Annotated in this window: 16 protein-coding genes and 1 pseudogene; 14 read left to right on the top strand and 3 right to left on the bottom strand. The window is 63.2% G+C overall.

All coding sequences use genetic code 11. The features are described from left to right. Nucleotides 1–12 precede the first annotated feature (12 nt). From ACK5NW_RS02945 to ACK5NW_RS02930, 4 genes and pseudogenes are all read left to right on the top strand, one after another. Nucleotides 13–555 (top strand): annotated as a pseudogene (locus tag ACK5NW_RS02945) (phage tail tape measure protein); the annotation flags it as partial. Between the two features lie 837 nt (nucleotides 556–1,392). Beyond that, a complete protein-coding gene (locus tag ACK5NW_RS02940) occupies nucleotides 1,393–1,848 on the top strand; it encodes a phage tail protein (protein ID WP_416924881.1) in 456 nt (151 codons plus the stop codon). Then, entirely contained in the window at nucleotides 1,845–2,066 is a 222-nt protein-coding gene (locus tag ACK5NW_RS02935) for a hypothetical protein (RefSeq protein WP_416924879.1), read from the top strand. The genes ACK5NW_RS02940 and ACK5NW_RS02935 overlap by 4 nt, the downstream gene beginning before the upstream one ends. Further along, a complete protein-coding gene (locus ACK5NW_RS02930) occupies nucleotides 2,063–3,109 on the top strand; it encodes a phage late control D family protein (RefSeq protein ID WP_416924876.1) in 1,047 nt (348 codons plus the stop codon). The genes ACK5NW_RS02935 and ACK5NW_RS02930 overlap by 4 nt, the downstream gene beginning before the upstream one ends. Nucleotides 3,110–3,130: 21 nt before the next feature. Here the strand turns inward: ACK5NW_RS02930 and ACK5NW_RS02925 are convergent, their stop codons facing one another. From ACK5NW_RS02925 to ACK5NW_RS02915, 3 genes are read right to left on the bottom strand one after another with little or no spacing between them, the layout of a single operon-like run. Next, on the bottom strand, nucleotides 3,131–3,634 hold the full coding sequence (locus ACK5NW_RS02925; protein ID WP_416924874.1) for a hypothetical protein: 504 nt from the start codon (nucleotides 3,632–3,634) through the stop codon (nucleotides 3,131–3,133). Beyond that, complete coding sequence (locus ACK5NW_RS02920; RefSeq protein ID WP_416924872.1) at nucleotides 3,631–4,275, bottom strand: BRCT domain-containing protein; 645 nt, start codon at nucleotides 4,273–4,275, stop codon at nucleotides 3,631–3,633. Before ACK5NW_RS02920 ends, ACK5NW_RS02925 begins: the two co-directional genes overlap by 4 nt. Next, nucleotides 4,272–4,994, bottom strand: a complete 723-nt coding sequence (locus tag ACK5NW_RS02915) for a LexA family transcriptional regulator (RefSeq protein WP_416924870.1) — start codon at nucleotides 4,992–4,994, stop codon at nucleotides 4,272–4,274. The genes ACK5NW_RS02920 and ACK5NW_RS02915 overlap by 4 nt, the downstream gene beginning before the upstream one ends. Nucleotides 4,995–5,122: 128 nt before the next feature. On the opposite strand from ACK5NW_RS02915, the gene ACK5NW_RS02910 reads away from it, so the two are divergent. The 10 genes from ACK5NW_RS02910 (at nucleotide 5,123) to ACK5NW_RS02865 (ending at nucleotide 12,161) form a co-directional block, all read left to right on the top strand. Continuing rightward, nucleotides 5,123–5,374 (top strand): transcriptional regulator, encoded by a 252-nt coding sequence (locus ACK5NW_RS02910; RefSeq protein ID WP_416924891.1) that lies wholly within the window; start codon nucleotides 5,123–5,125, stop codon nucleotides 5,372–5,374. Next, complete coding sequence (locus ACK5NW_RS02905) at nucleotides 5,371–5,955, top strand: hypothetical protein (protein ID WP_416924868.1); 585 nt, start codon at nucleotides 5,371–5,373, stop codon at nucleotides 5,953–5,955. Before ACK5NW_RS02910 ends, ACK5NW_RS02905 begins: the two co-directional genes overlap by 4 nt. Nucleotides 5,956–6,215: 260 nt before the next feature. Beyond that, nucleotides 6,216–6,602, top strand: a complete 387-nt coding sequence (locus ACK5NW_RS02900; RefSeq protein ID WP_416924866.1) for a hypothetical protein — start codon at nucleotides 6,216–6,218, stop codon at nucleotides 6,600–6,602. After that, complete coding sequence (locus ACK5NW_RS02895; RefSeq protein WP_416924864.1) at nucleotides 6,602–6,868, top strand: hypothetical protein; 267 nt, start codon at nucleotides 6,602–6,604, stop codon at nucleotides 6,866–6,868. Before ACK5NW_RS02900 ends, ACK5NW_RS02895 begins: the two co-directional genes overlap by 1 nt. 10 nt (nucleotides 6,869–6,878) lie before the next feature. Further along, a complete protein-coding gene (locus tag ACK5NW_RS02890; protein ID WP_416924862.1) occupies nucleotides 6,879–7,214 on the top strand; it encodes an ogr/Delta-like zinc finger family protein in 336 nt (111 codons plus the stop codon). Nucleotides 7,215–7,343: 129 nt separating this feature from the next. After that, complete coding sequence (locus ACK5NW_RS02885) at nucleotides 7,344–7,688, top strand: hypothetical protein (RefSeq protein ID WP_416924860.1); 345 nt, start codon at nucleotides 7,344–7,346, stop codon at nucleotides 7,686–7,688. A 43-nt stretch (nucleotides 7,689–7,731) separates the two neighbouring features. Then, the gene (locus tag ACK5NW_RS02880; RefSeq protein WP_416924858.1) at nucleotides 7,732–7,911 is read left to right on the top strand and encodes a hypothetical protein; all 180 of its coding nucleotides are present in this window, start codon (nucleotides 7,732–7,734) and stop codon (nucleotides 7,909–7,911) included. A gap of 4 nt (nucleotides 7,912–7,915) precedes the next feature. Continuing rightward, nucleotides 7,916–8,347 (top strand): hypothetical protein, encoded by a 432-nt coding sequence (locus tag ACK5NW_RS02875; protein WP_416924856.1) that lies wholly within the window; start codon nucleotides 7,916–7,918, stop codon nucleotides 8,345–8,347. 65 nt (nucleotides 8,348–8,412) lie between these two features. Then, entirely contained in the window at nucleotides 8,413–9,447 is a 1,035-nt protein-coding gene (locus tag ACK5NW_RS02870) for a DNA cytosine methyltransferase (protein ID WP_416924889.1), read from the top strand. Beyond that, nucleotides 9,444–12,161: a replication endonuclease gene (locus tag ACK5NW_RS02865; protein ID WP_416924854.1), complete on the top strand. Its 2,718-nt coding sequence runs from the start codon at nucleotides 9,444–9,446 to the stop codon at nucleotides 12,159–12,161. The genes ACK5NW_RS02870 and ACK5NW_RS02865 overlap by 4 nt, the downstream gene beginning before the upstream one ends. Nucleotides 12,162–12,174 lie beyond the last annotated feature (13 nt).

Raw genomic sequence — 12,174 nt, 5'->3', positions numbered from 1 at the left:
GACCAGTCGGGGATGAAAGGCGAAGCCGCTGGCAACGCCTTGCGCAAGGTGTTGCAAGGCGGCATGGACGCCAAAAAAATGGCCAAAGGCAACGCCATGCTGCCCGCCGGCCAAAAGATCGACTTTACCGATGGCAAAGGTGAATTCAGCGGCGTCGACAAGATGATGGCCGAGCTGCAAAAGCTCAAAGGCTTGAACACGCAAACCCGCGTCGGCGCGCTCAAAGCCATGTTTGGCGATGACGCCGAAACCATGCAAGTGCTGTCGATCCTGATGGACAAAGGCATGGCCGGCTACCAGGAGGCCGCCGCCAAAATGGCCGCCCAGGCCAACTTGAATGAGCGCGTGAATGACCAGCTCAAAACCCAGGGCAACCTATGGGAAGCGGCCACCGGCACGTTTACCAACGTATTGGCCAGCGTGGGTGAAACGGTTGCCCCTCAAACCAAGGCGCTGACCGAATGGCTGTCACAAGCCGGGGCCAAGATGGGCGCATGGGTCAAAGAAAATCCGCGCGTGGTGGCCACCTTGGTGAGCGTGGCCGCTGCGGTGGCGGCGCTGATGGTGGTCGGTGGCGCGCTGTTGAGCGTGTTTGCGGTGATCTATCCCACCATTTTTGCCGTCAAGGCAGTCATGGCGCTGATGGCGGCCAAAGCCGCTGCCAGCGCCGCAAGCCTCACCACCATGGCCAGCCTGGGCAGCAAGGCATTTAGTGTGCTGGGCACAGCCGCCCGCTTTTTGCTGGCCACGCCGCTGGGCCTGGCCTTCACGCTCATGGCCACAGCCATCACGATGTGGGTCACCCGCTGGGACGACATCAAGGGCGGCGCGCTGGCGCTGTGGGCCGACATTAAAAACATATTCACCACCGGCCTGGCCTGGTTGCAAGCACTGCCGCAGCGCATGTGGCAGGCGGGCAGCGACATGATGGCCGGGCTGGCGCGCGGCATCAGTGACAAGGTGGCCAGTGTTAAGGCCAGCATCGTGGGCGTGGCCGACAACGCCACCGGCTGGTTTACAAACAAGTTGGGCATCAACAGCCCGAGCCGCGTGTTTATGCAGCTCGGCGGCTGGGTCAGCGAGGGCGCGGCGCGTGGCATTGCCCAGCGCGCGCCCTTGGTGGCCCGCGCCGCCACCGCCATGGCCGCGCTGCCGGGCCTGGTGGCTGCGCCCGCATTCGCCGCCGCCGTGCCTGCCCTGGGCGCTGGTGGCAGCGCCACGGCCGCGCCATCGGCCTACACCATCACCATCAACGCACAGCCGGGGCAAGACGCGCAGGCCATTGCCCGCGCCGTGGCGGCCGAGCTTGACCGGCGCGAGCGCGCCAAGGCCAGCCGTGGCATGTCGATGCTGACCGACCGCTGATGCACCAACCCCAAAAGGCCACCCACCATGCTGATGACTTTGGGCCAATTCCAATTTGGTTTGACCACCCTGGCGTTTGATGAGATGCAACGCCAAATAGCCTGGCGACACCCCGAAAACAGCCGCGTGGGTGCAGCACCTGGCGTGCAGTACCTGGGGCCAGAGGCGCAAAAGATCACCATCAACGGCCTGCAAGCGCCCGAGCTGGGCCAGCGCGGCGCACTCGACACACTGAGCGAGATGGCCGCCAAAGGCGCGGCCTACACCCTGACCGATGGGCGCGGGGTGAACTATGGCGCGTTTGTGATTGAGCGCATCGAGCAAACCGGCAGCCGCTTTGTGGCCGAGGGCGTGCCCCGCAAAACCACCTTTACCATCGGCCTCAAAAGCGTGAGTGACCCCACCCAGGTTGACCCGGCCGGCGGCGCAGGCGATGACAGCGCTTGGGACTGGGACGGCTGGGACTGGTGGTTAGGCCAATGAGCATGCCCACCGCCCACCGCTGCGACACCCAAAGCGCCGCTACGCAACGCTTGTTGCACCAATGCCTGGTGCGCCAAATACTGGAGTGGCGCGCCCTGCGCGGACTGGACTGGATGCGCGGCTACATCAAGGGATGGGCCGCCTGGCCCAAGATCAAAGACGACTTTGCCGACCAGTGGGCCAAAGGCAACCGGGGCGCTGAGGGCGACTGGCGATGACCACCACCACCTACGGACACCACCAGCCCGACTACCTGTTGACCATTGGCGGGCAAGACATCACGCCACGCATCGAGGGCTTGCTGATGCGCCTGTGCCTCAAAGAGAGCCGGGGCGATGAGGCCGACCAACTGGACATCGACCTGGACGACAGCAGCGGCCGCGTGGCCATACCGCCCAAAGGGGAGCGCATCAGCCTGCGCCTGGGCTGGGCTGGCCAGCCCCTGATTGACAAGGGTGATTTTGTGGTGGACGAATCCGAACACAAAGGCGCTCCAGACGTGATCAGCATCCGCGCCCGCAGCGCCGACCTGCGCGGCGAGCTGCGCACCCGGCGTGAGGCCAGCTACCACCAGCAGACGCTGGGCGACGTGGTGCGCGCCATTGCCGCGCGCCACGGCCTCACGCCCCGCGTGGCCGCCGAGCTGGCCGCCATCGCCTTGCCGCACATCGACCAGACGCACGAAAGTGACCTCAATTTTTTGACCCGCCTGGGCCGCCAGCACGACGCGGTGGCCACGGTAAAAAAAGGCACGCTGATCTTTGCCCCCATCAACAGCGCCACCACCGCCACCGGCCAGCCGCTGCCCGCCGTGCAAATCACCCGCGCCGATGGCGACCAGCACCGCTGGCACGCCGCCGACCGCGACACCTACACCGGCGTGCGCGCCACCTGGCAAGACAACGGCCAAGCCCGCCACCGCCACGTCATCGCCGGCAGCGATGAGCGCACCAAACGCCTGCGCACCATCTACGGCAGCGAGGCCGACGCCCTGGCCGCCGCCCGCGCCGAACAGCAGCGCCTGGCGCGCGGCGCAGCCACTTTTGAGCTGACCCTGGCCCTGGCCCGCCCCGACATTGCCCCCCAAAGCCGCGCCAGCGTCAGCGGCTGGCACAAACACCAAATAGACCATGACCAATGGCTTGTCAAAACAGCCACGCACAACATGGATGGCGGGCAGGGCTTTGCCACCCAACTGGAGCTGGAGACCGTGGGCAGCGACACCCAAGCCACGCCAGACGACGACGATCCAGCCCCCTAAAAAACCGAATACCCGACTAAATCAATCGGGGGCGGGGTTTAGCGCCATGCGCAGCAAGCCGCTACAACTGCTATTGCCCATGTGTAGCGGCACTGCGTCTGCTGGGCGAACGCCGGTTTCGAGCCATCGCGCCAACCCGGCCTCGCGCATCAACCATCCATTGCGCCGCACCCCAAACGCGGTAGATAAGTCAGCTTTACCATCGACGATGTGCACTGGCGTTTCGGCATCCTGCCCGACACGGCCCTCGTGTACCTCGACCATGCCGTCGCCGCTGCTGAAAACCACCTGCAAAAATGTGTCGCCCCGGCGGAACACCGTGCCCTCATCGAAATTGAGCCGCGCCGGGGTGAAGGTGGCCCACGAGTAATACGGCTTGAGGTCTAGCACGAATTGCCGATACGACAAGCCAAGCAGCTCCCAGTGCTGCCGCTCGATGGCGAACGCCCAATGGGCAAAAAAAGTAGCCGGGTTAGCGATCTTTTGCGAGCGCGCCCGTTTAGGGGGAGCAGCCAAATCGGTCATACCGCTGCCTCGCTGGGGCCAGACACACCCATCGTCCAGGTGGCCTCATCCAAAATTTGAATGCCCAAGCCGCTTTGCTTGAGCCGCATTGCAGCGTCGATTTTTGCGCCGTAGCTGGCCTGCTTCCAGGACACGGTAGCCCCGGCAGCGCCGATGACCAAAAAGCTGGTGCTGCGCGTCACAGAGTCAACCACCACGCCGCCCGCCGCCTCAGTGGCCGCCTTGCATTTAGCCCGCCCGCCGAACAAAAACTTACCCGTCAAGCAATAGCTGTGGCTGTCAAACAAGGCGGGGCCAGCGTCCACTGGAAAGGCGGTGGTCTCTGCTGTGGCCGCGCCGGTGTCGGCAAAGTGTGTGCCCGAAAGGTCTTGCAGCTTGACCAGCAGGTCGGCGCGCTCGGCATCGGTCACTACGCCATCGGCCAACACATGCTCCACCAGCTCCAGCGCGCTGCCATGCAGCCAGTTGTCGTTTTTGTCACGCTGTTCATTCAGCCAGGTGCGCAGGTACTGGATCTCCAGGTCGTGCAGGTGCCCGTCTGCCGTAATGCCGCCAATCACCCCCAGCAGTTGTGAGCAAGCGCGCTCTATCCGGTACTGTCTTTGCAGGTTGCTGGTGGGGCCGTGGTAGTCGTCCGTCATATTTTTTGGCTCTGTTTGTGCACCACCTCACCCACGACAAAAGAGCCTGGCGTAAACGGCATACGCGGATAGGCCCCGCTGGGGTTGTCTGATGCCAGCCACCATTGGCCGGCATCGTCTACCAGGCGCTTGATGATCGGCTCGCCGTCGTAGTTGACGGCAAAAACTACACCATCGACCGGCGTGGTGCTGGCGGTATTGATCAGCACCGTGTCGCCCGCGTACAGGCCAGGCTCCATGCTGCGGCCCGTCACCTTGAGCGCCAGCAACTGGCCCTCGCGCCAGCCCTGCTTGGCAATCCATGCCCGCTGAAACCACAAGGGCGGGGCGTGGTCGTCGTCCAGGTGATCGACGGCAAAACCGTTGACCCCGGCCGACAGCTTAAGGCGGGTGCGGCGAATGGCGATGTAGTCGCCATCAGGATCGCCACCGTGCGCCTGCACCTGGGTCGCCTCAACGATGTGCTTGGGGATGGCCACGCTGTTGACCAAAGGCCGCCCAGGCGACAGCGCAGGGGCGATGGTTGTGTGCGTTAGCACCTGGATGGGTTGATCCATCCAGCCCATAGGTTTGCCCAGGATCACCTCGATTTCGCGCGCGGTGGCAGGCGACATGCGCCGCCCGCGCCCGCTACTACTGAGCCACTGACCAACCTGCGATGACGACTTGCCAATGGCCTCAGCAAAAGCAGCCTGGGTGGTGTGTTCGGCGATCAGCATGCGCAATCTGTCCCGATAGATGTCATGGATGGTTTGCATCAAGTGGCTTGGATTGTTTAACAAGAAGCTAAAAAAGGCGACGTACATAGCGCTTGACAATAGGAGTACACGTGGCTACATTGCAGTACATGCAGCTACTTAACTATCTACAAAACCAAGGGCACGGGTCAATCGCCACAGTGGCCCGCGCCATGGGAGTGACCCACGTGGTCATCCATTTCTGGGCCACCAAAAAGCGCCCAATCCCTGTTAATCGTTGTGCAGCCTTGGAGCGCGTCACCAACGGGGCTGTGACACGCCAAGAGATGCGTGACGACTGGGCCGACCACTGGCCCGAGCTGGCCACCTTGGCCAGCGCCACCGCAGGGGTCGCAGCATGAGCAAAAAATATGGACGCACCTACACGATAGAAGAGCTGCGCCAGCCCGTGTCACCTGCGGACGCGGCGGCGCAGCGCCTCGGACAAACAAATAAGCACCACAGAGCCATGCAAACGAATTTGAAAACATGGCTGGACAACGAACAGGGGCGCCGAACCGCCCTTGCGGCCCATCTTGGGGTCACTTTGGGGCGCGTTACCCAAATCGCTGATGACGGCGTGCCGACCAAGTACATGCTGAAAGTGCGCGACTTCACTGGCGGCACCGTGACACTCGAATCGATGGTCGAGGCGCGTGCACAAAGGTACGCCGACCAGTCCAGGCGCACAGCCGTCAGCGCCACTGCAAGGGGCCGCATCTTCACGCTGGAGGATCTGCGCCTGCCAGAGTTATCCGCGCAGGCGGCGGCGCAGCGCCTCGGACGCACCAATAAGCACCAGGTTGACAAAGGGGCTGGCGCTGTCGTCGTCAGCCACGAGGTTGAGTTTGTCGCCGATAGCGCTCAAACGGTCGTTATCACCGCCCGCGTGCGCATGGTAGGTGGCCAGGGCCATGCCAATGGCGTGGCCGATGTCGATTAACAGGTCATCCATTTGATCGCCGGTCATGTCGGTCATTCATAGCTCCTTTTTTTTGACTAAAGCCTTAACAGTATGACTTTGCACCCCCCGCGCCCCGCCGCTGCGACAGATCGCAGTGCCTGCGCCAGCCTTTGCAATGACGCATCCTCCTTGATCGGCGTAGGCGGCGCGGGTGGTTTTTTTGTTGCCTTGAGTCATGCAAAAAATTTTGGCGCAAGTAGCCGCTCAACACCACTCAACAAATTTGTGAGGCAAGCCCAATGACCCAGTTTGCCTTGCCTGTAGAGGTGCCCGTGGCTGAGGTCACGCGCAAGCGCGATTTGGGCGGGGCCATTGACCTGTGCCTTGAGCTGGCCGGGCGCGAACCCAAGCAGGTACAGGCCGATTTGCGTTTTGACAAGGCGCAATTTAGTCGCTGGCAGTCGGGCCAAGAAGGCATCACGGTGCCCAAGCTGTTTGGACTGATGGACTACTGCGGCAACGATGCGCCGCTGCTGTGGCTTAACCACGCGCGCGCCTGGGACTTGCACGCCATGCGCCGCATCGAGACACAAGTGGAGCGTGAAAACCGCCTGCTGCGCGAAGAAAACAGTGCCCTGCGGCGAGTGCTGATGGGCGAGCAAACCAACCTAAAAGGAGCAACCTAATGGACAAGTCCATCATCCAGCTACACAGCTACCGCGCCACCATGGTGCCAGTGGATACACCGGCCGCCGACGTAGAGGCCGCCGCCGACGCGGGCCACCTGCCCACCATCCAGTTGCTGGCACCCAATGCCGCCAAGGCGGCCAGCGATGCCAAGCTGGTGACCGGCCGCGCGGTGCTGCGGGTGGAGCGGGTAGAGCCACCGGCCACTGTGCATCACTTTGGCGCGGCGGCCAATGACGACGCAGCCGAACCCGCCATGGCCTGAGCGGCACCGCATGAGCCACCATATCGACTGCCCCGACTGCGGCCAGCCCCTGCGCATACGCACCAGCCACAAGCTGGGCACCACCATGCGCAGGCTGGGCTACGACTGCATCAACGTCGAATGTGGAGCCACCTTTGCCGCCACCTTGATGCTGGACGCGCGCCTTAATGTGCCCGCGCGGCCCAGCACCAGCGTGGTTATCCCTTTAAGCCCGCACGTCAATCGCGGCCGCATTCGCGCCGTGTTGGACACCGCGCCTGAGGGCGACTACCAGCCCGCCACGATGCCCCCCATCACCGCCGAGCTGTTCGACGCCTGCGGCCCACCAGCGGCCAGCGCAGCCTAACCAGCGCCCACCCCTAACCACCACCTGCGCGGACGTTTGAGCGGCCGTGCGGGACTTGTGCAGCCTTTTAAAAAGTGAGCGAACGATGAACAAAGAAACAGAAACCCAGCCGCGGCAAGGCGGTGCCGTATGAGCGCCCCGCACCAGCAGGCCGAGCAAGCCCCCTTTGGCAGCGCCACACAGCACACGCCAGGGCCTTGGGTTACCGAGGGCGAGGTAATGAGCTGCGGCCTGCGCCAAGCCCTGGTGGTGGCGCGCACACCGGGCGGCCCGGTGTTTGTGGCCACGGCATTGCCGGGCCTGCCAGGCACCGCCGCCAACGCCAGGTTGATCACCGCCGCGCCAGATTTGCTGGACGCGCTGCGCGACCTGCTGGCCGCTGCCGACATGACCTACGGCTGGACGCCGATGCAGATAGAGCCGCTGATGGGTCAGGCGCGCGCGGCCATTGCCAAGGCCCTTGGCGCGCACTGACTACCCCGATACCCCGACCACCCAACGGCAAGAAAGAACACACATGCAATATTTGATCAAACACATTGGCCCGCAGGGCCAGCGTACGCAACTGGTGACCATTGCGCGCAGCGCGGCCGATGCGCAAGACCGCGCCCAGCGCCTGCTGGGTGTGGCACTGGCGTGCACCTGCCTGTGCATCAACCGCCTGAGCGCGGCGCAGCGCGCAGCCCTGGGGGTGTGACCGCATGCAAAACAAGATCGGCAAAAAAGCGCGACGGGTGGACAAGAGCCTCAGCGAGGCCGACTTGCTGGCGCGCATTGCACGCGCGCAGCAGGCCATGGCCCAGCGTGACGCGGCCGGCCCCCACCTGCTGGAGCCAAGCCGTCGACCACCCAACGAAAAAGAGCGCGCATGGATGAAAAAAACCATCGGCAACCTGCGCGAGGCCAGCGACGCAGAAGGCCAATGGCGCGGGCTTGATGTGTACATGCGGCGGCTGCTGGTCTATTACGCGGGAGTCAAAGACAACAGCCCAGGCGAAACACTGAAAAGCATGGCCGAGCGCGAATGGTCTGAGTTCATCCGGCCCGAACAAAAAGCCATCAGCGACGTGATGCGCCGCCTGCTGCAAAACCTATCTCAAAAGACGGCCCTAACTCAAAAGGTGCGAGGGTGAGCGATGTGGTTGTACCTACCACCGAACCCATTGTCACCGCCATCGAGCTGTGTGCCGGCGTCGGCATGCTTGGCGAAGGTGCCCGAGCTGCACTCGAGTTATTTGGACGGCGGCTTAACACCGTTTGCTACGTGGAGAGGGAAGCCGCTGCCGCTTCGCAGCTTGCAAGGCTTATGGAAGCGGGAGCCATCGCTCCATGTCCTATCTGGTCTGACCTGCTCACCTTTGACGGCGCAGCGTGGCGTGGATGCGTGGATTTCATCATTGCAGGCTTCCCTTGCCAAGACCTCAGCATCGCCGGTAAACGCGCCGGACTTGACGGCGCACGCTCGGGGCTGTTTTTCAACATCCTTGACATTGCCGACGCTTGCAGTGCGAGTGGAATCATTTTGGAAAACGTCAATGCCATCGCTACTGCCACCGCCACCGTTGTGGACAAGGCCGAAGGCGAGTTGCAAGAACGCGCCGCAGCCCGAGTCGTGGGGGAACTGGCCGACCGAGGGTGGGACGCGGAATGGATCACTATTTCAGCGGCCGCCGTGGGAGCCAGCCACATCCGCAAGCGTTGGTTTTGCTTCGCATGGCGGCGCGTGGGCCACACCGGACTGCAATACCAGCACTTACAGCAACGGCCTGATGGGGCCGAATTTGAGGCAGCAGACGGCGATGTGGCCGACGCCGAACGCACACGACGGTCGCGGCCAGGTGGCGGATCTGTCATCGACACAAGGCGGCAACCTGAGCCGGGATGCGGCGCTGTGGCCGACGCCAGCGAGCCGGGACTACAAGGGGGCCAACTCAGCCAAGCACGTGACGGAGGCGGGCACAGGTGCAAAGCACATGGATCAGCTGCCGAATTTTGTGCAGCACCGCTTTTTGCACCAGGTCCACTCGATCAACGATGGGCGCGCATTGTCACCGACCACCCGCACCTTGAGCCGGCGACTGAACCCGGTGTTTACATGCTGGTTGATGGGGTGGCCTACGTGGTGGACGAATCGCGCACTGACCGACTGCGCGAAGCCGGCAATGGAGTCGTACCGCTCCAGGCTGCGGTTGCAATTGCAACGCTTATGCGACGGGCAGGGGGGCTGACGTGATCAGCCGCATCCACTACACCGGCGAATGTGACTTTGGCTTGGATGACGACGCGATATTTATCGCGCAGCCCGATGCCAGAGCCATGCAGCGCTGCCCCTACGCCGCCGACTGCACGGGCGCGCGCATACCGCCGCAGGGCAGCACCGACCCCAGCGCATGCGAAGCCATCGAATGGTGCGGGATGCGCCAGCAACTGGACAGCGGCGCAGCCGAGCGGGTGCAGCATGAGCCGCCGCCACTGCGCGCCACCCAAAGCGAGCGCCAGCGCAGCCTAAAGCCCGAGGGCATGGCCGCTGCCGATTGGGACAAACTTAAAAAACAAAGCAAGGCCCAGGCGCACCGGCGCAAGGTTGAGCGCATGGCGCGCGCCGGCGGGCAGCGCCGCAGCGCCTACCGCACCCAATGGGGCGGCACCTTGAGCGAATGGGAAGCCGACCGCCCCACCTACGGCAAAGTGATGCACGCGGTGCATGAGTTGAGCGCGCGCGCGCCCGAGCAATGGGGGCGAGCCATCCAAGGCTTGGTAAAGCTGCCTCAAAGGCACCACGACATCGAGCGATGGCACGGCGCAACCGAAGCCATGGAAACCCTGGCCGACTTTGATGAGCAACACGGCAAAGCAATCGAATGGACGCTGACTGACGACGACATCAGGCAGCGCGCCCACGATCTGGCGCGCCGCGTGGAAGGTGGTGTAGCCCGCATTTTTAAGCGCTACGGCGTGACCGAAAAGCAGGCAATCCAGGTAAAAGACCGGCTGGCCGCTTGCGCAGAGTATGAGTTGGCCACCACAGGCAAAACCGAAAAGCAGGTGATGCGCGAGACCGGCCGCGACCCCGATTTTTGGCGCGAGTGCGCCGCGATGAGCAACGAAGAAAAAACCACAGCAGGCAAGCTGCTGCAGCGCATGGCCGCCGCCTTGCGCGAGGCGGTGGACTATGTGGCGCACAAGTGTGCGCTGCATGAGTGTGACCCGCCCAAGCTGCGCAAACGCTCCCCAACGACGGCCGAAGTGATGGCCGCCATCAAGCGGGCGCAAGATGATCGGTGGTGGCGTCGGGCGCTGCGCCGGGCGGCGGCGCGCATCGTAGAGGCTGGGGCCATCAAGATCGGCATGGTAGGCAAGCGCAGCGGTGGCTATGCCAGTGATGAGGCCGTCAAGCGACGGGCGCAGCAGTTGGCGCGCAACGCCGCCGGATTGGCCAGCACCATGGTGCGCAACGAGGCGGGCCAGATATTTACCCTCAAAGAGCTGGCCCATGCCAGCGTGGCCAACCCGGTCAATCGCGGTGGTGAGCTGATGACGCGAATAAGAGGCTGCGAAGAGTACGCCGACGCCAATGCTTGGGTGGGCTTGTTTATCACATTGACCTGCCCAAGCGCCATGCACGCCATGTTGAGCAAGGAGTGGCGAGACAAAGGCATTGCCGCAACCAGCGCGCAAGAGGCGGGGCAAACCATCCCGGCCGACACTTATCGCGCGGTGCCTAACCCGCGCTACGACGGCACCAGCACGCCGCGCGATGCACAAAGCTGGCTGGTCAAGCAGTGGGGCAAGGCGCGCGCCGCGATGGCGCGCAAGGGCTTGCAACCCTTTGGCTTTAGGGTGGCCGAGCCGCACCACGATGGCACGCCGCATTGGCACCTGCTGCTGTGGTGCAAAGACGATGCCGAGGCCAAGGCGCTGCAAGATCTGCTGTACAGGTACTGGGTTGTCAACGATAAGCACTACGCCAAAGAGCGTGGAGCGGCCAAGAGTCGCACCAATTTCAAAAGCCTGACCAAGGGCGGCGCAGCGGGCTACATCGCCAAGTACATCGCCAAATCTATCGGCCACCACGCCCTGAAAGAGCACCTGGACGAAAGCGAAACGGGCGACTTATTTACCGTGGAAATGGGCGGCGTGCAGGGCCATGTGCGGGTGGATGCGTGGGCCAGTTGCTGGGGCATCCGGCAATTTCAGGCCATAGGCCAGCCCAGCGTATCGGTGTGGCGCGAGGTGCGCCGCATCAAAGAAGATCAGTTTGCCGACATGAAGTGGGGCCAGGTCAAGCATGTGCGCATGGCTTGGTATGCCGCACAAAAACTGAGCGACCAAGATCAAGCCGATTGGGCGGGCTACATCCGCGCCATGGGCGGTGTGGCCTTGCCCAGGGGCGACTACAACATCCAATTGGCGTTTGATTTGAGCCGCCGCACCAACCGCTATGGAGAGGCAGCCAAGCGCGGACGTTTGTTCGGCGTGCGCGACCGCCTGGGCCGCTGCATGGTTTCGCGCCGTTTGTTTTGGACGCGCATTACAGGATCGGAAGGGCCGGATTGGCCAGAGTGCGCGCTGGCCAAGGCACGGTTGCTACGGGGCGAAACGCCTCAAACGAAAGAGGAGCGCGCCGCTCGCGGCGCGCCTTGGACTGGTTTGAATAACTGTACGGCTCGATTGACCGAGGGCCACTCAAACTGGCTCTACAAAGAGCGTGACGCCCAGGCCAAAGCGCAAAAAGAGGCCGAAAACTGGGCCTACCTGGCCAGCTATCTGGCACCAAAGTACACCCGGCAACTCGAATTAATGGGGGCAACCCCACAAGAGCTGAAAGCAGTCCAGCCGCTGCATGCCCGCGAGCTAATGAAACGCATGGGCATGTCTTTTGAGCAAGTAGTCAGCGAGATGACTGCGCGCGGTTTGCTGCACGCTGGCCCCGCCTACGCGGCTTAACAAACCAACCCAT

Source organism: Ottowia sp. (assembly GCF_047975795.1).
Taxonomy (GTDB): Bacteria; Pseudomonadota; Gammaproteobacteria; order Burkholderiales; family Burkholderiaceae_C; genus Ottowia.
The sequence above is the reverse complement of the archived record's forward strand: the minus strand, read 5'-3'. Positions and strand labels throughout refer to the sequence as shown.